Consider the following 24,742-nt stretch of genomic DNA (forward strand, 5'->3'; position numbering starts at 1 on the left):
CGGCCCGCCCCGCCGTCGTGTTTGTGGTGCTTCGCACAGTGACGCGGTGCAGGTCAAGGGTGAGTTGACGGCTGTTCTCGGGCCGTGGTGGACTGCCGAGGCCATTACGGCGGCAGTAGAGGAAGTCCGGTGCGATTCCGGCGCGGTCCCGCCACTGTGACCGGATCCCACGGGTCCGGGAGTCAGGAACTCTCGCCGCCGGTCACGTCGATCCAGGGCGCGGACCCTGAGTGAGGACACAGCGCCATGCCCGGCCGCAGCCCCACCCTCTCCAGAGCCAGCCGCCTCTCCCCGGACGGATTCGCGTACGGCGCGGCCGCCGGTCTCGCCGTCGACCTGCTCGTCGGCGACCCCCGCCGCGGACACCCCGTCGCCGCCTTCGGCCGGGCCGCGGGCAGGGTCGAGAAGGCCCTCTGGCACGACCACCGCGGCTGGGGCGCCCTGCACACCGCCGTCTGCGCCGGTGCCACGGTCGCCGCCGGCGCCCTCGCCGCCCGTACGGTACGGGGCAGCCGCGCCGCCTCCGTCGCCCTCACCGCCGCCTCGGTCTGGGCCGTCGTCGGCGGTACGACCCTGGGCCGCGAGGCCCGGGCGATCGGCGGCGCCCTCGCGGCCGGGGACCTGGAGGTCGCCCGGGAGCGGCTGCCGCACCTGTGCGGACGCGACCCGCAGTCCCTCGACGGTCCCGCGATGGCCCGCGCCGTCGTCGAATCCGTCGCCGAGAACACCTCCGACGCGGTCGTCGGCGCCCTCTTCTGGGGAGCGGTCGCGGGCGTGCCGGGCCTGGTCGGCTTCCGCGCGGTGAACACCCTCGACGCGATGGTCGGCCACAAGTCCCCCCGGTACCGCAGGTACGGCTGGGCCTCGGCCCGCCTCGACGACCTGGCCGGCTGGCCCGGGGCCCGGCTCACCGCCGCCCTCGCCACCGTCGCCGGCGGGAACCCGCGCGGGGCCGTACGGGCCTGGCGGACCGACGCCGCCAAGCACCCGAGCCCCAACGCGGGCCCCGTCGAGGCCTCCTTCGCGGGCGCCCTCGGCATACGGCTCGGGGGCACCCTCTCGTACGCCGGACGGGTCGAGCACCGGCCCGTCCTCAACGACGAGGGGCGGCCCGTCGAGGTCGCCGACATCGACCGCGCGGTCCGGCTCTCCCGCCGGATCACCGGACTGACCCTGGCCGCCTGCGTCGGCGGCCGCATGATCGCGAGCGCGCTGAAGCGGAGGAACGCATGAGGGGTGGGGGGCTGCTCGTCGCCGGGACCACGTCCGACGCGGGCAAGAGCGTCGTCACGGCCGGCATCTGCCGCTGGCTGGTCCGGCAGGGCATCAAGGTCGCGCCGTTCAAGGGACAGAACATGTCCCTCAACTCCTTCGTCACCCGGGAGGGCGCCGAGATCGGCCGCGCGCAGGCCATGCAGGCGCAGGCCGCCCGGGTCGAACCGACCGCGCTGATGAACCCGGTGCTGCTCAAGCCCGGCAGCGACCGCTCCAGCCAGGTCGTCCTCATGGGCAAGCCGGTCGGCGAGATGAGCGCCCGCGGCTACCACGGAGGCCGGCAGCAGACGCTCTTCGAGCCGGTGATGGCGTGCCTGGAGGAACTCCGGGGCACGTATGACGCCGTGATCTGCGAGGGGGCGGGGAGTCCGGCCGAGATCAACCTGCGGCGCACGGACATCGTGAACATGGGCATCGCGCGCGCCGCGCAGCTGCCCGTGGTCGTCGTCGGCGACATCGACCGGGGCGGGGTCTTCGCCCAGTTCTTCGGGACGACGGCACTGCTCGCGCCCGAGGACCAGGCACTCGTGGCGGGCTACCTCGTCAACAAGTTCCGCGGTGACGTCACTCTTCTGGAGCCCGGGCTCGACATGCTGCACGGGCTCACCGGGCGCCGGACCTTCGGTGTCCTGCCGTACGCGCACGGACTCGGCATCGACGAGGAGGACGGCCTGCGGGTCTCCCTGCGGGGCACCGTCCGCGAGTCGGTCGTCGCGCCGCCGGTCGGCGCGGACGTGCTGCGGGTCGCCGTCTGCGCCGTACCGCTGATGTCCAACTTCACGGACGTCGACGCGCTCGCCGCCGAGCCCGGCGTCGTCGTCCGCTTCGTGGACCGGCCCGAGGAGCTCGTCGACGCGGACCTCGTCGTCGTCCCGGGCACCCGGGGCACGGTCAAGGCGCTGGCCTGGCTGCGGGAGCGGGGGCTCGCCGACGCCCTCGTCCGGCGCGCGGCCGAGGGCCGGCCGGTGCTCGGCATCTGCGGCGGCTTCCAGGCCCTGGCCGAACGCATCGAGGACGAGGTCGAGTCGAAGGCCGGTCTCGTCGACGGTCTCGGGCTGCTGCCCGTACGGGTGCGGTTCGGGGTCGAGAAGACCCTCGCCCGGCCGGTCGGCGAGGCGCTCGGCGAGCGGGTCGAGGGGTACGAGATCCACCACGGCGTCGCCACCGTGGACGGCGGGGAACCGTTCCTGGACGGGTGCCGGGTCGGTTCCGTGTGGGGCACCCACTGGCACGGCTCGCTGGAGAGCGACGGCTTCCGCCGGGCGTTCCTGCGGGAGGTCGCGGCGGTGGCGGGACGGCGCTTCGTCCCGGCGCCGGACACGTCGTTCGGCGCGCTGCGGGAGGAGCAGCTCGACCGGCTCGGCGACCTGATCGAGGAACACGCGGACACGGACGCGCTGCTGCGGCTGATCGAGCACGGCGCGCCGGAGGGGCTGCCGTTCGTGCCGCCGGGTGCGCCGTGAGCGCCCGAGCAGTCCAGGCATCCGTACCTATCGAAGGAGTCACCGTCCGATGAGCACCCGGTATCCGTTCACCGCCGTCGTCGGCATGGACGACCTGCGGCTCGCGCTGCTGCTGAACGCCGTCAGCCCGGCCGTCGGCGGGGTGCTCGTGCGGGGTGAGAAGGGGACCGCCAAGTCCACCGCCGTCCGTGCGCTCGCCGAGCTGCTGCCGGAGGTTCCGGTGGTCGCCGGGTGCCGGTTCAGCTGTGACCCGGCCTCCCCCGACCCGGGCTGCCCGGACGGGCCGCACGGCGACGCGCCCGGCACCGCGCGCGCCGCGCGGATGGTCGAGCTGCCCGTCGGCGCCTCCGAGGACCGGCTCGTCGGCTCGCTCGACATCGAGAAGGCCCTCGCCGAGGGCGTGAAGGCCTTCGAGCCGGGGCTGCTCGCCGCCGCGCACCGGGGGATCCTCTACGTCGACGAGGTCAATCTGCTGAGCGACCATCTCATCGACCATCTGCTCGACGCGGCCGCCATGGGCGCCTCCCACGTCGAGCGCGAAGGCGTCTCCGTACGGCACGCCGCCCGCTTCCTGCTCGTCGGGACGATGAACCCCGAAGAGGGCGAGCTGCGGCCGCAGTTGCTCGACCGGTTCGGGCTCACCGTCGAGGTCGCCGCCTCCCGGGACCCCGAGCAGCGGGTCGAGGTCGTCCGGCGGCGGCTCGCGTTCGAGGACGACCCGGCCGCCTTCGCCGCCCGCTGGGCCGGCGAGGAGGCCGCCCTGCGCGAACGGATCGTCGCCGCCCGGGCGCTGCTGCCCCAGGTGGCCCTGGGCGACGCCGTGCTGCTCCAGATCGCCGCGACCTGCGCCGCGTTCGAGGTCGACGGCATGCGCGCCGACATCGTGATGGCCCGGACCGCGACCGCGCTGGCCGCCTGGGCCGGACGGACCGAGGTCACCTCGGAGGACGTGCGGCAGGCCGCGCTCCTGGCCCTCCCCCACCGCCGGCGGCGCTCGCCCTTCGACGCGCCCGGCCTCGACGAGGACAAGCTCGACGAGACCCTGGAGCAGTTCAAGGGGGACGCACCGGACGACGATCCCGAGCCCGACGGGCCCGGTGACGGCGGTCCGGGCGGGGGTGGCGGTGGTGTTCCGCCGCAGGGCGAGGGGCCCGACGGCCCCGCACCCGAGTCCGCCGACGTGCCGGAGAGCGCGCCCGCCCCTGCCCCGCAGGGATCCGGCGCCGGTGCCGGTGAGCGCGCCGCCGTCAAGGCCGGCGAGCCCTTCCGTACGAAGGTGCTGAGCGTGCCGGGTCTCGGCGAGGGCGCCGCCGGGCGCCGGTCCCGCGCCCGTACCGAGCACGGCCGTACCACCGGCTCCACCCGGCCCCGGGGCGCGCTGACCAAGCTGCACCTGGCCGCGACGGTCCAGGCCGCCGCCCCGCACCAGCGGGCGCGCGGCCGGTCCGGGCCCGGGCTCGTCGTCCGGCGGGACGACCTGCGGCAGGCGACCCGGGAGGGGCGCGAGGGCAACCTGGTGCTGTTCGCCGTGGACGCCTCCGGGTCGATGGCTGCCCGGCAGCGGATGAGCGCCGTGAAGGGCGCCGTCCTCTCGCTGCTGCTCGACGCCTACCAGCGGCGCGACAAGGTCGGTCTCGTCACCTTCCGGGGGCGGGACGCCGAGGTCGCGCTGCCGCCGACCTCGTCCGTGGACGCGGCCGCCGCCCGCCTGGAGAAGCTGCCGACCGGAGGCCGTACACCGCTCTCCGCCGGGCTGCTCAAGGCCCATGACGTGCTGCGGGTCGAACGGCTGCGGGACCCCTCGCGCCGCCCGCTGCTCGTCGTCGTGACCGACGGGCGGGCGACCGGTGGCGGGGCCGACCCGGTGGCGCTCGCGGCCCGCGCGGCGCGGCTGCACGCCGCCGACGGCACGGCCTCGGTGGTCGTGGACTGCGAGACCGGCCCGGTGCGCCTCGGGCTCGCGGGGACCCTGGCACGCGAACTCGGCGGCACCGCCGTCACCTTGGACGAGCTGCGCGCCGACTCGATCGCCGGCCTCGTCAGGGACGTACAAGCAGACAACGCCATCAGGAGGGCCGCTTAATGCCGCAGGGACAGCCGACCGTCGTGCCCGAGGACGGTCTCACCACCCGTCAGCGCCGCAACCGGGCACTGGTGATGGTGCACACGGGCGTCGGCAAGGGGAAGTCGACCGCCGCGTTCGGCATGGCGCTGCGCGCCTGGAACCAGGGCTGGCCGATCGGGGTGTTCCAGTTCGTCAAGTCCGCCAAGTGGAAGGTCGGCGAGGAGAACGCCCTCAAGGCGCTCGGCGAGACCGGCAAGGGCGGCACGGTCACCTGGAACAAGATGGGCGAGGGCTGGTCCTGGATCCAGCGCGAGGTCGCCGAGGGCGAACAGTCCCACGAGGACAAGGCCCGTGAGGGCTGGGAGCAGGTCAAGCGGGACCTCGCCGAGGAGAGGTACAAGTTCTACGTCCTCGACGAGTTCGCCTACCTGCTGCACTGGGGCTGGATCGACGTCAAGGAGGTCGTCGAGGTGCTGCGCGACCGGCCCGGGCAGCAGCACGTCGTCATCACCGGCCGCAACGCTCCGCAGGAGCTCCTCGACTTCGCCGATCTCGTCACCGACATGTCCAAGGTCAAGCACCCGATGGACGCCGGTCAGAAGGGCCAGCGGGGCATCGAGTGGTAGCACGTCTCGTCATCGCCGCGCCGTCGTCCGGCGCGGGCAAGACCACGGTCGCGACCGGCCTGATGGCCGCGTTCGCCGGCCGTGGTCTGGCCGTCTCCCCGCACAAGGTCGGCCCCGACTACATCGACCCCGGCTACCACGCGCTCGCGACCGGCCGCCCGGGCCGCAACCTCGACGCGTACATGTGCGGTACGGGGCTGATCGCGCCGCTCTTCGCGCACGGGTCGCGCGGCTGCGACCTGGCCGTGGTCGAGGGGGTCATGGGTCTGTACGACGGGGCCGCCGGCCAGGGCGAGCTGGCGTCCACCGCGCAGGTGGCGAAGCTGCTCAAGGCGCCGGTGGTGCTCGTCGTCGACGCGTCCTCGCAGTCCCGGTCGGTGGCCGCGCTCGTGCACGGCTTCGCGTCCTGGGACCCGGAGGTGCGGATCGGGGGCGTGATCCTCAACAAGGTCGCCACCGACCGGCACGAGCACCTGCTGCGGGAGGCGCTCGGGGAGTCGGGGGTGCCGGTGCTGGGTGTGCTGCGGCGGGCGCCCGCCGTCGCGACGCCGTCGCGGCATCTCGGGCTTGTGCCGGTTGCCGAGCGGCAGGCGCAGGCCGTCGAAGCTGTGGCTGCCCAGGCGGAGCAGGTGCGGGCCGGGTGCGATCTGGAGGCGCTGCTTGCGCTTGCGCGGTCGGCGCCGCCGTTGAGCGCCGAGCCGTGGGTGGCTGAGGTCGGGGAGCGGCTGCACGCCGGTGGTTCCGGTGTGCCCACACCTCGGCCGGTGGTCGCCGTCGCCGGTGGGGCCGCGTTCACCTTCTCGTACGCCGAGCACACCGAGCTGCTCCGGGCCGCCGGTGCCGAGGTCGTGATCTTCGACCCGCTCCGGGACGAGGCCCTTCCCGAGGGGACCCGCGGGCTGGTCATAGGCGGCGGCTTCCCCGAGATGTACGGCGAGCAGCTCTCCGCGAACGAACCCCTCCGCAAAGCCGTCGCCGAGCTCGCCGCCTCCGGCGCGCCGGTCGCCGCCGAGTGCGCCGGGCTCCTGTACCTGGCGCGGTCTCTGGACGGGCACCCGATGTGCGGCGTGCTCGACGCCGACGCGCGGATGTCGGCGCGGCTCACCCTCGGCTACCGGGACGCCGTCGCCGTCAGCGACAGCGTCCTCGCGCCGGCCGGGGCACGGCTGCGCGGCCACGAGTTCCACCGCACCGTCATCGAACCGGGCGCCGGGCCGCTGGCGGCCTGGGGCCTGCGGCAGCCGGAGCGACGGGTGGAGGGCTTCGTGCAGGGCGGGGTGCACGCCAGCTATGTGCACACCCACTGGGCGGGCTCCCCGGAGGTCGCCGCGCGGTTCGTGGAGCACTGCGCGTGAGTTCAGCCGCCGGAGACGCCCACCACGAACCAGATGAAGGCCACGCCCGCCACCGTGCACAGCAGGGTGGAGCGGGCCGGGTGCGTGTGGTGGGCCTCCGGCAGGATCTCGGCGGCGGCGAGGTAGAGCAGGGCGCCGCCGAAGAATCCGAGATAGCAGCCGAGCAGTTCCTCCGGAAGGGTGAACAGGGTGGCGAGTCCGGCGCCGACGAGCGGGGCGACGGCGTCCGCGACGAGCATCGCGACGGCCTTGCGGCGGGCGTTCCCGTAGAGGCTCGTGATCGTGTACGTGTTGAAGCCGTCGGCGAAGTCGTGGGTGATGACGGCGAGGGCGACGGTGGCGCCCATGCCGCCGCCGACCTGGAAGGCGGCGCCGAGCGCGACGCCGTCCATGAGGCTGTGCAGGACCATCGCGGCCGCCGCCGTCAGGCCGACCTGAGGAACCCTTTCGTCGGCGCCGACGCCGTGCGCCGCACGGCGGACGGCGAGGAGCCGCTCGACGACGTGGGCGAAGAGGAAGCCGCCGACGAAGAGCAGCAGGGCCTCGGGGACGCCGAAGACCTTCTCCCCCGCGGCCTCCAGGGCCTCCGGCAGCAGGTCGAGCCCGACGACTCCGAGCATGAGTCCGCCGGCGAGGCCGAGGACGAGGTGGCGGCGGTCGGTGACGCGCCCGGCGACCCAGCCGCCGAAGAGCGTCATGAGGAACGCGCCGAGCGCGACGACTACAGCCATGGGCCTTTGCTATCCGATCGGACGCCGTCCGCGCACCTCGGCGTCGGGGCCCGGTCGGGCGTTCCGGTGGACGAGGTCCTCGCCCTGGTGGACGCGGTCCTGCGGGAGGCCGGGCTGACGCGCGCCGACGTCAGGTCGCTGGCCACGCTCGACGCGCGGGCCGCGGAGCCGGGGATCGTGGCTGCCGCGGCGGCGCTCGGGGTACCGGTGCGCGGGTTCACGGCCGGCGAGCTGGCGGCCGTACCCGTACCGCACCCTTCGGCGCTGCCGCTGGCCGCGACGGGTACGGCGTCGGTGGCGGAGGCGGCGGCGCTGCTCGCGGCGGGGTCGGCGGATACGGAGGCGGGCACGCGCACGCGTACGGAGGCGGGCACACGCACGCGTACGGAGGCGGGCACGGGTGCGCGTACGGAGGCGGGCACGGGTGCGCGTACAGGACCGGCCGAAGGCACGCGCGCGCGTACGGAACCGGCCGTGGGCACGCCCACGGGTGCCGGTCCCCGGGCGGGGTCCGTCGTACCGCCCGGCGGTCGCCCCGGGGCCGTGCTGCTCGTGCCGAAGCGGAAATCCCGGCGCGCGACCTGCGCGATCGCCGCTTTCCTCCCGTTTCGTCCGAACGAAGTGACGTCCGTCGCACGGTTGTTGCCCTTGACGCACGGGTACATCGCTGGCGAGCCTGGCTCACCCCCCACCATCCCCACCCCCCACACGACGGCGGCCATGGACACCCACGCGCATACCGACGCCCACGACCTGCGTCACCACGGTGACGCCGAGGTCAGGGACGAGAAACTCATCGATCTGGCGGTCAACGTCCGGACGAACACCCCGCCGGACTGGCTGCGGGAGCGGATCGCCGACTCGCTGACCGGCCTCGCGGCCTATCCGGACGGCCGGTCCGCGCGGGCGGCGGTCGCCGAGCGGCACGACCTGCCGTCGAACCGGGTCCTGCTCACGGCCGGCGCGGCGGAGGCGTTCGTGCTGCTCGCGCGGGCGCTGCCGGTGCGGCGGCCGGTGGTGGTGCATCCGCAGTTCACCGAGCCGGAGGCGGCGCTGCGGGACGCCGGGCACGAGGTGGGCCGGGTGCTGCTGCGCGAGGAGGACGGTTTCCGGCTCGATCCGGCGGCGGTTCCGGAGGACGCCGATCTGGTCGTGATCGGGAACCCCACCAACCCGACCTCCGTGCTGCATCCGGCCGCCTCGATCGCCGCGCTCGCCCGGCCGGGGCGGGTCCTGGTGGTGGACGAGGCGTTCATGGACGCGGTGCCGGGCGAGCGGGAGTCGCTGGCCGGGCGGACGGACGTGCCGGGGCTCGTGGTGCTGCGGAGCCTCACGAAGACCTGGGGGCTCGCCGGGCTGCGGATCGGGTACGTGCTGGCCGAGCCGGAGACGATCGCGGCCCTGGAGCGGACCCAGCCGCTGTGGCCGGTGTCGACGCCGGCCCTGGTGGCGGCGGAGGCGTGCATGTCGCGGGCGGCGCTCGCGGAGGCGGAGCACGCGGCGCACCGGATCGGGGTGGAGCGGGCCCATCTGCTGGCCGGGCTCGCGGAGTTCGACGAGGTGCGGACGGTGCCGGGGGCGGAGGGCCCCTTCGTGCTGTTGCGGATCGACGGGGCGGACGTGGTGCGGGAGCGGCTGCGGGCGCTGGGGTTCGCGGCCCGCCGGGGCGACACGTTTCCGGGGCTCGACCGGAACTGGCTGCGGCTCGCGGTCCGGGACCGGGCGACGACGAACCGCTTCCTCCAGGCGCTCGACCAGGCGCTGCTGATCTGCGGCTGAGCCGCACGGTCCCGGGAGACGGGCGGAAGGGTCCGGGGAGGGCGGTGTCGTCACCGCCGCCCTCCCCGGACCCTCGTTCCCCTCCCGGCGCCCCCCGGCGCTTCCCCCTCGGGCCGTCAGTCGCGGTTGCGGGCGCGCGAGCGGGTCACGGCGAGGGCGCCGCCGCCGGCGACGAGGAGGGCGAGCGCTCCGGCCGCGATGTACGGGGTGGTGGAGCTGCCGCCGGTCTCGGCGAGGTTCTCGGTGGGCGTGGTGCCGCCGTTGTCGGTCTTGATGCCGCCGGCGTCGCTCGGCTTGACCGAGGGCTGCTGGGTGGGCCGCTCGGTCGGCTTCTCGGTGGGCTTCTCCGTGGGCTTCTCCGTGGGCTTCTCGGTCGGGGCCGTGCCCTCGGGCGTCTCGCAGGTGGCCTCGGCGAGGGTCACGGTGCCGTTGACCTCGGCGACGCCGAGCTTCAGCGGGTTGACCTCCACCTTGAGTTCGAGGGCCGTGGCCGCGGCGGTGCGGGAGGTCGTGGACGTACGGGAGAGGTCCAGGGTGACCTCGCCGACGTCCGGCACGGTGACCTGGGTCCGGCCGGCCGCGGACAGGGTGGTCTTCTTGCCGAACACGGTCACGTGACCGAGGACGTTGGACTGGGCGACCGGCTTCTTCCCCACCTCGCACAGCGCCTTGGAGGTGACCTTCTCGACCTCGATCAGGGAGAGCAGCGGGATGCCGGGGACGTGGACCCGGGCCTTGACGAGGTTGACGTACCCCTCGGCCTTCTTCTCGTCCACGGTCGCGTCCGCGGTGGCGACGTCGGCCTTGAGGAGGTCGACCGGCTTTCCGCCCTCGGCTCCCTGCACCTTCACGGAGAGCGCGGTCTCGTTCTCGCTCTCGGGCGCCTTGACCTCGTTGAGGGAGGCCCGGACCGGCACGTTCACGGTCTTGCCGAGGAGGGAGACGTCGAGGCCGGCCCGCAGCACGACGGCGGTGGCGCGCCCTTCGCCGCCCGTGGCGTGCGCCGCCGGGGCCGCGAGGAGCACGGGGCCGACGGCCAGGGCGGCGACGGTCGCGGCGGCGGCGGAGCGGCGTACGGGCATGCGGAAGGTGTTGCTGTTCAAGATGGTGGAACCCCCACAGGAGACATGGCGTCGCCGGCCGCTCACCACGGGGACGGTGGGTCGGCGCGGCCTCGGCGACTTGAGACACCGGAATCTTTACGCACGGAGAGTGAACCGGCAGTCGCCTGACGTGAGTTCACTCCAAAGGGCGGTTTCCGTGTTCATTTTCGATTTTTCTCGACACAACCGTTCTCGGTTTTCCCGCGCGTTTCGTACGGCGACGGGTGCGCGGGAGGGGTGAGAACGAGCCGCACCGGTCCCAGGTCACGGATCGTCAACCTTGCGAGAGGAGCGAGTCCCGGACTCCTGTAGGCTAATTTAGGCCAGCCTAACCTAAGAAGGGTCTCCGTGAGCGTGAGCATCGAGGTCTACCGGGACGCCTGGGGCGTCCCCCATCTGCGCGCCGCGGACCCGGACGAACTCGCCTTCGCCCAGGGGCGGGTCACCGCCCGCGACCGCGCCTGGCAGCTGGAGGTCGAACGGCACCGGGCCCAGGGCACCACCGCCGCCTTCCTGGGCGCCGCCGAACTCGGCTGGGACACCTTCGCCCGCCGGGTCCGGCTCGCCGACACCGCCCGCCGCTGCTTCGACCGGCTCCAGGAGACCGACACGGCGACGGCCGCGTGGGTACGCGCGTACGTGGACGGGGTCAACGACGGTCTCGCCGAAGGCGCCGGCCGCGCACGCGAGTTCGCCGAGACCGGCCTCGCGCCCGGCCGCTGGGAGCCCTGGACCCCGCTCGCCGTCTGGCTCTCCACCCACATCCTGTTCGCCGGCTTCCCCACCAAGCTGTGGCGGGACGAGGTCGCCCGGCGGCTCGGCGAGGAGTGGACGGAGCTCTTCGCGACCGACGGCCCCGGCACCGCGGGCTCCAACGGCTGGGTCGTGGCCGGCGGACGGACCGCGAGCGGGGCGGCCCTGGTGGCCGGCGACCCGCACCGGTTCATCGAGGCGCCGGGCGTCTACCAGCAGATCCGGCTCGCCTGCCCCACGTACGACGTGGTCGGCCTCGCCGTGCCCGGCATCCCGGGACTCGCCCACTTCGGCCACACCGGGCCGGTGGCCTGGGCGATCACCAACGCGATGGCGGACTACCAGGACCTCTACCGGGAACGACTCCGCCGGCTCCCCGACGGCACCGTGGAGGCCCTCGGCCCGGACGGCTGGGCCCCGGCGGCCGTGCACCGGGAGACGATCGAGGTCGCGGACGCGGACCCGGTGGCCGTCGAGGTGATCGAGACGGCCCGGGGGCCGGTGATCATCGACACGGACGGTGCCACGGACGGCGGCTGGGGAGCCCTCGCGCTGCGGTACCCGCCCCGGGTCACCGGGGAGCTGGGCTTCGGGGTGCTGCCCGCGCTGCTGCGCGCCCGGACGGTCTCCGACGTGGACGCGGCCCTCGACGGCTGGGTCGAGCCCGTGAACGTCGTCCAGGCCGCCGACACCGAGGGCGGTCTCCTGCACCGGGTCGCCGGCCACGTCCCCGTACGGCACCGGGCCAACTCCCTGCGGATCGTGCCCGCCTGGGACCCGGAGCACGCCTGGGCCGCCGCCTCGGCGCCGCTGCCCCGCGCCGAGGTCGACGGCCACGCCGTGATGGCCAACGCCCGGGGCCTCGCCGCGCCCCTGGGCGTCGAGTTCGCCCCGCCGCACCGGGCGGCCCGGATCGACGCGCTGCTCGGCGCCTCGACGGCCTGGACCCCGGAGACGACGGCCGCGATCCACGCGGACACCGACAACCCCTCGGCGGCCCGCCTCCTGGAAGCCGTACGCCGCGCGGGCCAGGGCCTCTCCCCCGCCGGCGCCGGCGTCCGGGAGCGGCTGCTCGCCTGGGACCGGCGGATGGACGCCGACAGCGCCGACGCCGGTCTCTACGCGGCCCTGCGCGGAGCCGTCGTCCGCCGCCTCGCCGCCCACGAGGCCTTCGCGGCGCTGCGCGAACCCGCCCCGTACCCCGAGCTCTTCCGGCCCTGGCTGGCACTCGGGCCGCGCGTCGCCTTCGCCCTGGAGACGCTGCTCGGCGCCGGACCCGTGCCCGCCGGGGACGTCGAACGGATCGTGCGCGAGGCGCTCGACGAGACCGGCGCCGCCGAGCCGCCCGCCGCCTGGGGCGCGACCCATCGGCTCGCGCCCTGGCAGGCGCTGCCCGACCCGGACGACGAGCAGTGGCCGGGGCTCGGCGGCGACCACGACTGCGTTTTCTCCACGTCCAGCGTGCCCGGCTGGACCGACCGCAGCGCCCGCGCCTCCGCCGCGCGCTACGTCTGGGACCTGGCCGACCGGGAGCGGAGCCGCTGGATCGTGCCGTTCGGCGCGTCGGGGGTCCCCGGCGACCCGCACCACCGCGACCAACTCCCCCTGTGGCTGCGGGGCGAGCTCGCCCCCGTCACCACCGACTGGCAGAACCTCACCAAGGAGCAGGGATGACCACCGCCGTACACGTCCAGACCGTCGAGGGCTTCGGAACCGTCACGGTCCGGCCCGTCGACCCCGCCGGCGACGCCCCGCTCCTGCACGGCTGGGTCAACGAGGAGCGGGCCCGCTTCTGGGGCATGGCCGGCACCTCCGTCGAGCAGGTCCGGGAGATCTACGCGCACCTCGACTCGCTGAGCACGCACCACGGTTACCTGGTGAGCCGGGACGGGGAGCCGGTCGCCCTCTTCCAGACGTACGACCCCGAGGCCGACCGGGTGAGCGAGTGCTACGAGGTGCGGCCGGGCGACATCGGCGTGCACCTGCTCGTGGCCCCGGGGCTCGCGCCGGAGCCGGGCTTCACGGGCCGGCTGCTCGTCGCGCTCGTCGACTTCGCGCTGACGGACAGCACCCGGATCGTCGTCGAGCCGGACGCCGCCAACGAGAGGGCGCTCGCCCGGCTCGTACGGGCCGGTTTCGAGCTCGGCCCCGAGGTCGTGCTGCCCGAGGTGGACCTGCCGGAGGTCTTCATCCCGGCGAAGACGGCCCGGCTCGGGTTCCTGAGCCGCTGATCCCCCGGGCGGGACCGGCCCAGGCTCAGCCCACCACCCGGCCGTTGACGACGATCCGGCGCGGCGCCGCGAGGACGCGGACGTCCGCGCGCGGGTCCTCGCCGTAGACGACGAGGTCGGCCGGGGCGCCCTCCTCCAGGGAGGGGCGGCCCAGCCAGGCCCTGGCCCGCCAGGCGGTGGCCGCGAGCGCGTCGATCGGCGGGATGCCGGCCTTGGTGAGCTCCTCGACCTCCTCGGCGACCAGGCCGTGGGCGAGGGAGCCGCCCGCGTCGGTGCCGACGAAGACGGGCACGCCCGCGTCGAAGGCCGCGCGGACCGTGTCGTACCGCCGCTCGTGGAGCCGGCGCATATGGGCCGACCAGCGGGGGAACTTCTCCTGGCCGCCGTCCGCGAGGTGCGGGAAGGTCGCGATGTTCACCAGGGTCGGGACGATGGCGACGCCCCGCTCCGCGAAGAGCGGGATCGTCTCCTCGGTGAGCCCGGTGGCGTGCTCGATGCAGTCGATGCCCGCCTCCACGAGGTCCCGGAGCGAGTCCTCCGCGAAGCAGTGCGCGGTGACGCGGGCGCCGAGCCGGTGCGCCTCGGCGATGGCCTCCTCGACCTCGGGGCGCGGCCAGCAGGCGGTGAGGTCGCCCGCCTCCCGGTCGATCCAGTCGCCGACGAGCTTGACCCAGCCGTCGCCCCGGCGGGCCTCCCGGCCGACGTACGCGACGAGGTCGGCGGGCTCGATCTCGTGGGCGTAGTTACGGATGTAGCGGCGGGTGCGGGCGATGTGCCGGCCCGCCCGGATGATCTTCGGGAGGTCCTCGCGCTCGTCGATCCAGCGGGTGTCGGAGGGCGAGCCCGCGTCCCGGATGAGCAGGGTGCCGGCGTCCCGGTCGGTGAGGGCCTGCTTCTCGCTGGTGGCCTCGTCGACCGGGCCGTGCCGGTCGAGCCCGACGTGGCAGTGGGCGTCGACGAGGCCGGGGAGCACCCAGCCCTCGACGGTCACGGCCTCGGCGGCGGGCCGCTCGAAGGTGATCCGGCCGTCGACGCACCACAGTTCGTCGCGGACGTCCTCCGGGCCGACGAGCACCCGCCCCTTCACGTGCAGCACCTCGTGATCGCTCATACCCGCATGCTACGAGCCGTGTCGAGGGGGCAGGTCACGGGCGCCAGTCGGCCTCCAGGTCGTGCGAGGCGGTCTTGGTGAGCTGCTTGAGGCCGGTGCCGTCGGCCCGTACGAGGAAGAGGTGCTCGGGGTCCGCGTCGTCGGTGCCGCCGCGGGTGAAGACCAGGCGCCTGCCGTCCGGCGACCAGGAGGGGAACTTGTCGTTGGCCGGGCCCGTGGTGATCTGGCGCAGGCCCGTGCCGTCGGGGCGGATGTCGTAGAGGTGGGCGAAGCCGGTGGAGTCGACCCGGCTGAAGACGATCCGGTTGCCGCGCGACCAGTCGGGCGACCAGTCCTGGGAGAGGGACGGGGTGACCGGCGTCTCGGCCAGGGTGGACACCTGGATCCGCAGCAGCCGGCTGTGTCCGGCCGCGTCGGGGCGGCTGAACGCCAGGTTCTTGCCGTCCGGGGACCACGTCGGGTGGAACTCGTCCTCCGCGGTGGTGGTGAGCCGGGTGGCGGGGGCGCCGTCGAAGCCGGCCACGTAGATCTCGCGCTGGGAGTCGACCGGCTTGGAGTAGGCGATCCGGGTGCCGTCCGGGGACCACGCCGGGTCGGAGGCGCCCTGGGTGCCGGGCACGAGCTTCAGGTCGCCGCCCTTGGCCTTCATCGTCCAGATGCCGTCGATCACGCCGTCGGTGCCGTACCGCAGGAACGCGATCCGCTTGCCGTCCGGGGACCAGCTGGGCATCACGTCGCTGACGGCGGGGGTGTGGGTGAGCTGGAGGGGCGTGCCGCCGACCGGGGAGATCGCGTACAGGTCCTCGATGGGCGCCGCCGTGTCGTAGCGGGCGAAGACGATCGGGTGGGCGAGCGGCGACCATGCCGTGCCGGCGGTGGCGGCCGCGACGGCGTCGGCCACCGCGCCGGCCAGGTCGGAGGTCAAGGCCGCCCCGGGCGTCCCCGCCGCCGCTGTCGTCCCGGCCGTCCCCGCCGCCGCTGTCGTCCTGGGCGTTCCCGCCGCTCCCGCGTCTCCCGCGGCGCAGAGGGTCAGCGGCGCGGTGACGGCGAGCGCCGCGGCGGCCACCGCCGCCCGGCGCCGCAGCGCTCTGTCGTTCCCGCCGGCTCTGGTGCTTCTGGCCATGGTGTCCACCCCGTTCCTCCCGGCGGCATCCTGCGGCGCCGCTCCGGCCCGCAACATGCCACCGCCGGAGCGCCGGGGGAAGAGTCCGGGCCCACCGGTACGAGCCCTGTGACACGTTCCGCACACCGCCGTGACGGGCGCACGGGCCCGACCGCCCGGCGGCGGGCGGAGCGCTTAGGCTGGCACGAGCTTCATCCCGATGTATGCGACACGCATTCGACACCGACGAAGGAACCCCCGTGACCGTGACACATCCGCTGCTGGACCTGGCCCCGCTGACCGCCGCGCACTTCGCGTCGATCGAGCGCCGGGTCGCCGCGCTGCTCTCCACCGAGCAGGACGTGGTGATCACCCAGGGCGAGGCGCTGCTGCCCCTGGAGGGGTGCATCCGCAGCGGCGCGCGGGCCGGTTCGACCGCGCTGAACGTCGTCACCGGTCCGTACGGGCAGACCTTCGGGAACTGGCTGCGGGACTGCGGGGCGACCGTGGTCGACCTGGAGGTGCCCTTCCACACGGCCGTGACGGCGGAGCAGGTGGAGCGGGCGCTCGCCGAGCACCCGGAGATCGACTTCGTGTCGCTCGTGCACGCGGAGGCCGCGACCGGGAACACCAACCCGGTGGCGGAGATCGGCGAGGTCGTGCGGGCGCACGGCGCCCTGTTCTACCTGGACGCGGTGGCGTCGATCGGCGCCGAGCCCGTGCTGCCCGACGCCTGGGGCGTGGACATGTGCATCATCGGCGCGCAGAAGGCGATGGGCGGCCCCGCGGGCGTGTCGGCGGTGTCGGTGAGCGCGCGGGCCTGGGAGCGGTTCGCCGCGAACCCGGCCGCGCCGCGCCGCTCGTACCTCTCCCTCCTGGACTGGAAGGAGCGCTGGATCGACGGCGGCCGCAAAGCTCTGCTGCACGCTCCGGCGCAGCTGGAGATGCTGGCCCTGGAGGCCTGTGTCGAGCGGATCGAGGCCGAGGGCCTGGACGCGCTGATGGCCCGGCACGCCTCGGCGGCGGCCGCGACCCGCGCGGGCGCGCTGGCCCTGGGCGGCGGTCTCGAACCGTACGTGTACGAGGCGAAGGACGCGGCCCCGGTGGCGACGACGCTGCGCGTGCCGGCGGGTCTCGACGCCTCGGAGCTGGTGGCCGAGGCCCTCGCGGCCGATCCTTCGCTGCCGCTGATCGCGGGCGGCGGGGCGCTGGCCAAGGAGATGATCCGGGTCAACCACTACGGGGTGGACGCGACGCCGGGGGCCGTGCAGTCCTCGCTCGCCGCCCTGGGCGCGGCGCTCGGCCAGGCGGGCCGCGCGGTGGACCTGGAGGGGGCGCGCCGGGCGGTCACGGAGGCCTGGTAGCGGTGCGTACGCGGAAGGGGCGGGGGTCCGGACCCCCGCCCCTTCCGCGTGTCCGCGCCTTACAGCGCGGGGTAGTCGATGTAGCCCTCGGGGCCGCCGGCGTACATGGTGGCGGGGTTCGGGGCGGCGTAGGGCCCGTCGGTCTTCAGACGGGCGGGCAGGTCGGGGTTGGCGATGAACAGCCTGCCGTACGCGACGAGGTCGGTGGTGCCGTCCTCGATCAGGGCCAGGGACTCGGCGCCGGTCGGGTCGGCGCCGGTGGCCGGGTTGAGGATGAAGGTGCCGGCGAAGCGCTTGCGCAGGTCGAGGACGAGCGGGCGGCGCTCGGGGCCGGTCTCCAGGACGTGGAGGTAGGCGATGCCGACGGGCTCGATCGCGGCGAGGAGCCGGGTGTAGAGCTCGTCGGTGTCGGTCTCGCTGATGTCGTTGAGGGTGTTGGCCGGGGAGATGCGCAGGCCGGTGCGCTCGGGGCCGATCTCGGCGGCGACGGCCTTCACGACCTCGACGGCGAAGCGGATGCGGTTCTCGACCGGGCCGCCCCACTCGTCGGTGCGGTGGTTGGAGCCGGAGGCGAGGAACTGCTGGATCAGGTAGCCGTTGGCGCCGTGGATCTCGACGCCGTCGAAGCCGGCCTCGACGGCGTTGCGGGCGGCCGAGGCGAAGCCGGCGATCGCCTCGTGCACCTGGTCGCCGGTGAGCTCGCGCGGGGCGACGTAGTCCTTGGGGCCCTCGTGGGTGTAGACCTGGCCGGCGGCGGCGATCGGGGAGGGGCCGACGGGGTGGAGGTCGCCGTCGAGGAGGTCCGGGTGGCCGATCCGGCCGGAGTGCATGAGCTGGGCGAAGATCCGGCCGCCGCGCTCGTGGACGGCGGTGGTGACCTCGCGCCAGGCGGCGATCTGCTCGCGGCTGTGGAGTCCGGGGGTGTTGGGGTAGCCCTGGCCTTCGGGGACGGGCTGGACGCCTTCGCTGATGATCAGGCCGGCGGAGGCGCGCTGGGCGTAGTACTCGGCGACGATGGCCGGCGGGGTGCCGTCCTGGCCGTTGGCGCGGCTGCGGGTCATGGGGGCCATCGCGATGCGGTTGGCGAGGCGGGTTCCGGCGAGGTCGATCGGGTCGAATGCAGTGGTCACGGCTGTCCCTCACATGAATATGTGGTCGGCCAACTAATTGGGCCGATGCCACTGTAACCCATTCGTTGGCCGACCAAGGTAATCTTGTGGCAAGACCGTCCCGAGGAGCCCGCATGTCAGGAACCGACCCCGTCTGTACCGCCCCGTCCGCCGGGCCGCAGCCCTCCGGGGCCTGCACCGGGACCGTCAGCCACACCCTGGCGTGGGTCGCGCGGCTCCACCGGATCGCCATGGGCCGGCGGCTGCGGGACCTCGGCCTCTACCCGGGCCAGGAGCTGATGATGATGCGCCTGTGGGACTGCGGCGCGGTCCGTCAGTCGGAGCTGATCCAGTCCCTCGGCCTGGACCCCTCCACGGTGACGAAGATGCTCCAGCGCATGGAGCAGTGCGGCTACGTCCGCCGCAGCCCGGACCCGGCCGACCGGCGCGCGGTCCTGGTCGAGGCGACGGAGCAGGGCCTCGCCCTGCGCGCCGGGGTCGAGGGCGCGTGGGCGGACCTGGAGGAGAGCACCCTGGCCGGACTCGCCCCGGCCGACCGGGCGGAGCTCGCCCGGCTGCTCGGCCTCGCGGGCGAGAACCTGGCGAAGGAGGCGGGCGAGGAGGGCGAAGCGGGCGCCGTCTGCTGAACGCCCGCCCGGACCGGGCCTTCTTCGTGACGGTCAGCCCGCCAGGACCTCCAGGACGCGGTCCACGTCCGCCGCCGTGTTGTACAGGTGGAAGGACGCCCGCAGATTGCCCGCGCGGGCCGAGAGCAGGATCCCCGCCTCGCGCAGGGCGTCCGCCCGGTCCCCGAGGCCGGGGACGGCGACGACCGTCGAGTCGTCCATGACCGGCGCGTGCCCGAGGGCGAGGAGTCCGGAGCGGAAGCGGGCCGCGAGTCCCTTGTCGTGGGCCTCGATCCGCTCGATGCCGATCTCCTCCAGGAGGGCGAGCGAACGGGCCGCCCCGTGGTACGAGAGGAACGCCACGGGCTCGTCGAACCGGCGGGCGGAGCGGGCCAGTTCGCGGACCGGGCCGTAGCTGTTCACCCACAGCTCCTCGCCCGTGACCCAGTTGGCGTGGATCGCGAGCAGCGAGTCCTGCGCCTCCTCGGTGACGGTGAGGAAGGACGCCCCGCGCGGACAGAGCAGGTACTTGTAGCCGCCGGCGACGGTGTAGTCCCACTCCCCCGCGTTCAGCGGCAGCCAGCCCGCCGACTGGGTGGCGTCCAGGAGGGTGCGCGCGCCGTGGGCGGCCGCCGCCTCCCGAATCGCCGCGAAGTCCGCCGTGCGGCCGTCCGCCGACTGCACGGCGGAGAAGGCGACGAGCGCGGTCTCCGGGCGGACGGACTCGGCGAGCCGCTCCAGGGGCGCGAAGCGCGTCTTGAGGTCGCCGCGGATCGTGAAGGGGGTGATGACGGAGGAGAAGTCGCCCTCGGGGAAGAGGACCTCCGACCCGGCGGGCAGCGACTGGGCGATCATCCCGCAGTGGACCGCGACCGAGCTGCCGACGGCGACGCGCTCGTGGGACACGCCGGCGATGCGGCCGAAGGCGGCGCGGGCCTCGTCCACGAGGTCGAAGCTCCCGGCGCCGTCGGGGCGGCCGTCGGCGGTCTCCTCGGCGAGGAGGGTGATCGCCTCGATGGTCCGGCGGGGCAGCAGGCCGCAGGCGGAGGTGTTGAGGTAGGTCTTCTTGGGCGCGAACTCGGCGCCGCCGAGCGGCTGGTCAAGGGAATCCATGCCCCCACCCTGGATTCCCCGCGATCGCCCGTCAATGGCGATTCGACCGCGGGGAATCCCCAAGCCGCGCTTATCTCCGCAGGTCAGACCTGTGCACGCCGTCAGACCTGTGCACGCCGTCAGGCCTGCGGGACCTCGCACGTGCCGTCCGGGCCGCAGACCTCCGCGTCGGTGCCGACCGGCTGGAGGACGCGGCCCTGCCAGGCCTGCTCCAGGGCCTGGGTGAAGACCTCGGCGGGCTGGCCGCCGGAGACGCCGTAGCGGCGGTCGAGGACGAAGAACGGCACGCCGTTGGCGCCGAGTTCGGCGGCCTCGCGCTCGTCCTCCCGTACGGCCTCGGCGTAGGCGGTCTCGTCGGCGAGGACGGCACGGACCTCGGCCTCGTCGAGACCGGCCTCCACGCCGAGCGCCACCAGGGTCCCGGCGTCGAAGACGGACCGCTCCTCGGCGAAGTTGGCCCGGTAGGCCAGGTCCAGGAGCTCGCTCTGGCGGCCGCGCTCCTTGGCGAGGTGCAGCAGCCGGTGGATGTCGAAGGTGTTGCCGTGGTCGCGGCCGTCCGTGAGGTACGCGAGGCCCTCGGAGTGCGCGTTCGACGCGACGTGCGCCTCCATGGCGCGGGCCTCGTCGAGGGTGCGGCCGTACTTCTTCGCCAGCATCTCCAGGACGGGACCGGTGTCGCCCTTGGCGCGGTGCGGGTCGAGCTCGAAGGAGCGGTGCACGACCTCGACGTCGTCGCGGTGGGCGAAGGCCGCGAGCCCCTTCTCGAAGCGGGCCTTGCCTATGTAGCACCAGGGGCAGGCGATGTCGCTCCAGATCTCGACGCGCATGTGACTTCTCTCCGAGGGGTTGCCGGTGGGGTGTACCAGCACGGGAACGCCCCCACCGGCCCGGTTCATTCCGGTTCCGGCGCGAGTGTGAGGCGGAGCACCAGGTGCCTGCCGGAGCGCGGGGTGTCCGGGTCCGGCGTCCAGCCGTGGGCCGCGTAGAAGGCCTTCGCGCGCGCGTTCCCCTCGAAGACCTCCAGACGGGCCGACGTCGCTCCGGCGGCGCGCCAGGCCGCGACGCAGGCCGCGTGCAGCGCGCCGCCGACGCCCCGGCGCCACTGCGCGGGGGCGACGTGCAGCTGGCTGAGGACGGCGGCCGGGCCGTCGACGCGGTGGGCGGCGACGCCGGCGATCCGGCCGCCGTCCTCGGCGCAGAGCACGGCGCCGCGGGCGACGGCGTCCGCCCAGCGCGCGCGGGTCTCGGCGACCGCCTCGGGACCGAGGAACTCGTCGTCGGGAAGGTGGCCGCGGTAGTAGGTGGTGCGGGCCTCGGTGTGGAGGGCGACGACGGCGTCGAGGTCGTCGGCCGTTGCGGGTCGGATCATGCCCCTTCGAACGCGGCGGGCCGGCGCCCGGTTCCGGCGCGCGCGGGTCACGCGGTTCCGGCGCCCGTCAGACGGTTGAAGGAGGCCCGGTAGGCGCTCGGGGTGAGGCCCGTGCGGCGCAGCAGGTGCTGGCGGAGGGAGTCCGCCGTGCCGAGGCCGCTCGCGCGGGCCAGCTGGTCCATGGGGAGGGAGGTGGTCTCCAGGAGTTCCTTCGCCCGCTCGACGCGCTGGTGCAGCAGCCACTGGAGCGGGCTGACGCCGGTCTCGGCGTGGAAGCGGCGGGAGAGCGTGCGGACGGAGACGCCGGCGTGGCGGGCGAGGTCGGTGAGGCCGAGGGGTTCGTCGAGGTGTTCCATCGCCCACGCGCGCGTGTCGGCGAAGGAGGCCCCGCGCTCGGGCGGCAGCGGGGTCTGGGTGAACTGGGTCTGCCCACCGGGCCGGACGGGGGCGACGAGGGCGAGCCGGGCGACGGCGTTGGCGACGGCGGCGCCGTGGTCGGTGCGGATGACGTGGAGGCAGAGGTCGATGCCCGCCGCGTATCCGGAGGAGGTGAGCACGGGGCCGTCCTGGACGAAGAGGACGTCGTCCTGGAGGTCGACGGCCGGGTGCCGGGCGGCGAGCAGCGGGCGGTACGCCCAGTACGTCGTCGCCGCCCGGCCGTCGAGCAGTCCGGCCTCGGCGAGCGCGAAGGCGCCGGTGCAGATGGAGGCGATCCGCTTGCCGCCGCCGGCGGAGGCGCGCAGGACGTCGAGGACGCGCGGGTCGGGGTCCTCGTACGCCCCGCTGCCCGCGAGGATCACCGTGTCGGCGCCCTCGACGGCTTCGAGTCCGTGCGGGACGACCAGGTCGAGGCCGCCGGTGGTGGTGACGGGCCCGGGGTCGGGGGCGCAGATGACCGTCTCGTACCCGGGCCCGCCGTCGACCTCGACCTTGCCGAAGAGCATCTCCGGGATGGCCAGGTTGAACATCGAGACGGGAGGGGCCGCGATCACGGCGACGCGCCGCACCCGGGAGGCGGGAGACCCACCGGACGTACCGGTCCCGGCGGACGCGCCGGAGGTGCCGGGCCAGGTCGACCCGCCGGGCGTGCCCGGCGCGGCGGGCGCGGGTGTCGTCGACGGCATGGCCAGAACCTCCGGTCGTATGGCATTCCAGCCACTACTGTACGGGCCCGTCGCTCACGAAGCTGGGCGCATGTCCTCAACAGTCCTCGGCAAGGCCCCCGTTGTCCGTCGCGAGTCCCCCGGCTCCTCCCCCGGGCCCGCCCTCGCCGCCGCCATGCTCGGCTTCGCCCTCATCACCCTCGACACCTCCGTCGTGAACGTCGCCCTGCCCGCGATCGGCGCCGACCTCCGGGCCGGGATGACGGGTCTGCAGTGGGTGGTCGACTCGTACACGCTGGCCTTCGCCGCTCTGCTGCTCTCCAGCGGGGCCCTGGCCGACCGGGTCGGGGCGAGCCGGGCGTACGGGGCGGGGGTCGTCGTCTTCACGCTCGCCTCGGCCGCCTGCGGTCTGGCCCCCGGCCTCCCCGGGCTCCTGGCCGCCCGGACGGTGCAGGGCGCGGCGGCGGCCGTGATGCTGCCGGCCTCGCTCGCCCTCGTACGGGAGGCGTACGGCGATCCGGCACGGCGGGCCCGCGCGGTGTCGCTGTGGGCGGCGGGCGGCACGGTCGCGGTGGCGCTCGGACCGGTCGCGGGCGGGGCGCTGACCACGGCCTGGAGCTGGCGCGGGATCTTCTTCATCAACCTGCCCCTCGGGCTCGTGGCGCTCGCCCTGCTGGCCCGGGTCGCGCGCTCGGAGCGCCGGCCGGCCCCGCTGGACCTGCCGGGGCAGCTGACGGCGATGACGGCGCTCGGGGCGCTGACCTTCGCCGCGATCGAGGGCGGTACGGAGGCCTGGTGGGCGCTGGGGGTCGCGGTGGTCTCCTTCGCCGCGTTCCTGCTGATCGAGGCGCGGCGGCGGCATCCGATGGTGCCGCTCGGGCTGTTCCGGAACACGACGGTGGCGGTGGCGGTGGCGGCCGGTTCGGCGAACAGCGTGGCCTTCTACGGCATGGTCTTCGTGTTCGGCCTCTTCTTCCAGCAGGTCCTCGGGCTCTCGGCGCTCGGCGCGGGGCTGATGTTCCTGCCGATGACGGGGCTGCTCGCCGGGGTGAACATCCTGTCGGCGAGGGTGGCGGCGCGGTACGGGGCGCGGCTGCCCATCGTGGTGGGCCAGACGGTGGCGGTGGCCGGGCTCCTCGGTCTGCTCACCGTGGACGCGGACTCCTCGCGGGCGGCACAGGCCCTGCTCCTCGTGCCGCTCGCGCTGGGCGCCGGTTTCTCGCTGCCGCCGCTGATCGCGGCGATGATGGAGGCCGTCCCGGCGGAGCGTGCGGGCACGGCGGCGGGCCTCCTGAACGCGATCCGGCAGACGGCGGGCGCCCTCGCGATCGCGGTCTTCGGCTCCCTCGCGGCCCAGGACATGGCGACGGCCCTGCGCACGAGCCTGCTGATCAGCGCGGGGCTGCTGACCGTCACGACCCTGGTCTCGCTGCGGCTGCCGCGCCGCAGGCGGGGCTAGGATCCGGAAGACGGGCTGAGACGGGCCCTAGGCGCCCTTGCGGTACTGCCCCGGCGCCACTCCGTACTCCCGCTTGAAGGCCTTGGCGAAGGCGAACTCCGAGGAGTAGCCGGAGCGTTCGGCGACGGCGCGGAGGGGCAGGTCGTCGGAGCGGAGGAGGCGGCCCGCCGTGGTCATGCGCCACCAGGTGAGGTACGCGAGGGGCGGCCGGCCGACGAGGGCGGTGAAGCGGCGGGCGAAGGCCGCGCGGGAGAGGCCCCCGAGCGCGCCGAGCTCCTCGACCGTCCACGCCCTGGCGGGGTCGCCGTGGAGGGCCCGCAGGGCGCCTGCGACGGCAGGGTCGCTGAGCGCGGCCGACCAGCCGGTGGAGCGGTCGCCGCGTTCGGTGAGCCACCAGGTGCGCAGCAGGTACAGGAGCAGGGTGTCGAGGAGGGCGGGGACGATCGCGTCGGATCCCGGCTGGGGTTCGGCGAGTTCGGCGCCGAGCAGGTCGACGGCGGCGCGCAGCCGGGGGTGGGCGCCGACGCGGGCGGGGACGTGGACGAACGGCGGCAGCTCGGTGAGCAGGGGGTGGGCGCGGGCCCGGCTGAGCCGGTAGGCGCCGCAGAGCAGCACGATCTCCTCGGTGCCGACGGCTCCCCGGTCGGGCCGGGTGGGCCAGGAGCCGTCGGGAGCGGGCAGGACGTCGACGAGCGGGGTGCCGGGACGGTCGGCGATTCCGTGGCCGGTGCCGTGGGCGAAGAGGACGACGTCGCCGGGGGCGAGCCGGACGGGCGCGGCGTCGTCCGGGGGCAGCAGCCAGGCGGTGCCCTGGAGGACGACGTGGAATCCGGCGCTGTCGCTCGACGGGTAGCGGACGCCCCAGGGGGCGAGGCGGACGGTGCGGGAGGAGTGCGGGAGCCCGGTGCGCATGGCGGCGATGGCATCGCTCAGAACGTCCATGACCTGAACGGTAGCGTGCGAGACGATCGGACATGACGGGGAGTCGAGGAGACATGGATCGTC

At 74.7% G+C, this 24,742-nt stretch carries 21 protein-coding genes and 1 riboswitch; of the genes, 11 read left to right on the forward strand and 10 right to left on the reverse strand.

The genetic code is table 11. The features are described 5' to 3' along the window. Positions 1–79: 79 nt before the first annotated feature. Positions 80–212: riboswitch (cobalamin riboswitch) on the forward strand. A 34-nt stretch (positions 213–246) separates the two neighbouring features. From AB5J54_RS09870 to AB5J54_RS09890, 5 genes are read left to right on the forward strand one after another with little or no spacing between them, the layout of a single operon-like run. Continuing rightward, a complete protein-coding gene (locus tag AB5J54_RS09870; protein ID WP_369143537.1) occupies positions 247–1,233 on the forward strand; it encodes a cobalamin biosynthesis protein in 987 nt (328 codons plus the stop codon). Continuing rightward, positions 1,230–2,738, forward strand: a complete 1,509-nt coding sequence (locus tag AB5J54_RS09875) for a cobyric acid synthase (protein ID WP_369143538.1) — start codon at positions 1,230–1,232, stop codon at positions 2,736–2,738. The genes AB5J54_RS09870 and AB5J54_RS09875 overlap by 4 nt, the downstream gene beginning before the upstream one ends. Before the next feature lie 49 nt (positions 2,739–2,787). Beyond that, positions 2,788–4,821: a putative cobaltochelatase gene (locus AB5J54_RS09880; RefSeq protein ID WP_369143539.1), complete on the forward strand. Its 2,034-nt coding sequence runs from the start codon at positions 2,788–2,790 to the stop codon at positions 4,819–4,821. Beyond that, on the forward strand, positions 4,821–5,429 hold the full coding sequence (gene cobO, locus AB5J54_RS09885) for a cob(I)yrinic acid a,c-diamide adenosyltransferase (RefSeq protein WP_369143540.1): 609 nt from the start codon (positions 4,821–4,823) through the stop codon (positions 5,427–5,429). Before AB5J54_RS09880 ends, cobO begins: the two co-directional genes overlap by 1 nt. Next, positions 5,423–6,784, forward strand: a complete 1,362-nt coding sequence (locus AB5J54_RS09890; RefSeq protein WP_369143541.1) for a cobyrinate a,c-diamide synthase — start codon at positions 5,423–5,425, stop codon at positions 6,782–6,784. The genes cobO and AB5J54_RS09890 overlap by 7 nt, the downstream gene beginning before the upstream one ends. A gap of 2 nt (positions 6,785–6,786) precedes the next feature. Here the strand turns inward: AB5J54_RS09890 and AB5J54_RS09895 are convergent, their stop codons facing one another. Beyond that, positions 6,787–7,515, reverse strand: coding sequence for a ZIP family metal transporter (locus AB5J54_RS09895; protein ID WP_369143542.1), 729 nt, complete (start codon positions 7,513–7,515; stop codon positions 6,787–6,789). A gap of 6 nt (positions 7,516–7,521) precedes the next feature. On the opposite strand from AB5J54_RS09895, the gene cobC reads away from it, so the two are divergent. Further along, positions 7,522–9,294, forward strand: a complete 1,773-nt coding sequence (gene cobC, locus AB5J54_RS09900; RefSeq protein ID WP_369143543.1) for an Rv2231c family pyridoxal phosphate-dependent protein CobC — start codon at positions 7,522–7,524, stop codon at positions 9,292–9,294. A gap of 116 nt (positions 9,295–9,410) precedes the next feature. Here the strand turns inward: cobC and AB5J54_RS09905 are convergent, their stop codons facing one another. Then, positions 9,411–10,397 (reverse strand): SCO1860 family LAETG-anchored protein, encoded by a 987-nt coding sequence (locus tag AB5J54_RS09905; RefSeq protein WP_369143544.1) that lies wholly within the window; start codon positions 10,395–10,397, stop codon positions 9,411–9,413. Between the two features lie 354 nt (positions 10,398–10,751). Here AB5J54_RS09905 and AB5J54_RS09910 point away from each other — a divergent pair, with 354 nt between their 5' ends. Further along, a complete protein-coding gene (locus tag AB5J54_RS09910) occupies positions 10,752–12,824 on the forward strand; it encodes a penicillin acylase family protein (protein ID WP_369149274.1) in 2,073 nt (690 codons plus the stop codon). Beyond that, positions 12,821–13,381: a GNAT family N-acetyltransferase gene (locus AB5J54_RS09915; protein ID WP_369143545.1), complete on the forward strand. Its 561-nt coding sequence runs from the start codon at positions 12,821–12,823 to the stop codon at positions 13,379–13,381. Before AB5J54_RS09910 ends, AB5J54_RS09915 begins: the two co-directional genes overlap by 4 nt. Before the next feature lie 25 nt (positions 13,382–13,406). On the opposite strand, the gene AB5J54_RS09920 is transcribed toward AB5J54_RS09915, so the two are convergent. Together AB5J54_RS09920 and AB5J54_RS09925 are read right to left on the reverse strand one after the other, a co-directional pair. Further along, a complete protein-coding gene (locus AB5J54_RS09920) occupies positions 13,407–14,492 on the reverse strand; it encodes an amidohydrolase family protein (RefSeq protein WP_369143546.1) in 1,086 nt (361 codons plus the stop codon). Positions 14,493–14,526: 34 nt separating this feature from the next. After that, positions 14,527–15,615: a hypothetical protein gene (locus tag AB5J54_RS09925; RefSeq protein ID WP_369143547.1), complete on the reverse strand. Its 1,089-nt coding sequence runs from the start codon at positions 15,613–15,615 to the stop codon at positions 14,527–14,529. Positions 15,616–15,860: 245 nt separating this feature from the next. Here AB5J54_RS09925 and AB5J54_RS09930 point away from each other — a divergent pair, with 245 nt between their 5' ends. Further along, positions 15,861–16,958 carry an alanine--glyoxylate aminotransferase family protein gene (locus AB5J54_RS09930; protein ID WP_369149275.1) on the forward strand — a complete coding sequence of 366 codons (1,098 nt, stop codon included), beginning with the start codon at positions 15,861–15,863 and terminating at the stop codon, positions 16,956–16,958. Between the two features lie 59 nt (positions 16,959–17,017). Here AB5J54_RS09930 and AB5J54_RS09935 read toward each other — a convergent pair whose 3' ends face one another. After that, entirely contained in the window at positions 17,018–18,088 is a 1,071-nt protein-coding gene (locus AB5J54_RS09935; RefSeq protein ID WP_369143548.1) for an alkene reductase, read from the reverse strand. A 113-nt stretch (positions 18,089–18,201) separates the two neighbouring features. Here AB5J54_RS09935 and AB5J54_RS09940 point away from each other — a divergent pair, with 113 nt between their 5' ends. After that, positions 18,202–18,714 (forward strand): MarR family winged helix-turn-helix transcriptional regulator, encoded by a 513-nt coding sequence (locus AB5J54_RS09940; protein ID WP_369143549.1) that lies wholly within the window; start codon positions 18,202–18,204, stop codon positions 18,712–18,714. 33 nt (positions 18,715–18,747) lie between these two features. Here AB5J54_RS09940 and AB5J54_RS09945 read toward each other — a convergent pair whose 3' ends face one another. From AB5J54_RS09945 to AB5J54_RS09960, 4 genes are all read right to left on the reverse strand, one after another. Beyond that, entirely contained in the window at positions 18,748–19,806 is a 1,059-nt protein-coding gene (locus tag AB5J54_RS09945; RefSeq protein ID WP_369143550.1) for an aminotransferase class V-fold PLP-dependent enzyme, read from the reverse strand. Between the two features lie 119 nt (positions 19,807–19,925). Next, the gene (locus tag AB5J54_RS09950; protein ID WP_369143551.1) at positions 19,926–20,633 is read right to left on the reverse strand and encodes a DsbA family oxidoreductase; all 708 of its coding nucleotides are present in this window, start codon (positions 20,631–20,633) and stop codon (positions 19,926–19,928) included. A 65-nt stretch (positions 20,634–20,698) separates the two neighbouring features. Beyond that, positions 20,699–21,175: an N-acetyltransferase family protein gene (locus tag AB5J54_RS09955; RefSeq protein WP_369143552.1), complete on the reverse strand. Its 477-nt coding sequence runs from the start codon at positions 21,173–21,175 to the stop codon at positions 20,699–20,701. A 47-nt stretch (positions 21,176–21,222) separates the two neighbouring features. Further along, positions 21,223–22,299, reverse strand: coding sequence for a GlxA family transcriptional regulator (locus AB5J54_RS09960; protein WP_369143553.1), 1,077 nt, complete (start codon positions 22,297–22,299; stop codon positions 21,223–21,225). A gap of 70 nt (positions 22,300–22,369) precedes the next feature. Here AB5J54_RS09960 and AB5J54_RS09965 point away from each other — a divergent pair, with 70 nt between their 5' ends. After that, complete coding sequence (locus AB5J54_RS09965) at positions 22,370–23,737, forward strand: MFS transporter (protein ID WP_369143554.1); 1,368 nt, start codon at positions 22,370–22,372, stop codon at positions 23,735–23,737. A 27-nt stretch (positions 23,738–23,764) separates the two neighbouring features. Here AB5J54_RS09965 and AB5J54_RS09970 read toward each other — a convergent pair whose 3' ends face one another. After that, a complete protein-coding gene (locus tag AB5J54_RS09970; RefSeq protein WP_369143555.1) occupies positions 23,765–24,679 on the reverse strand; it encodes an AraC family transcriptional regulator in 915 nt (304 codons plus the stop codon). Between the last annotated feature and the right edge of the window lie 63 nt (positions 24,680–24,742).

The organism is Streptomyces sp. R44 (assembly GCF_041053105.1).
Taxonomy (GTDB): Bacteria; Actinomycetota; Actinomycetes; order Streptomycetales; family Streptomycetaceae; genus Streptomyces.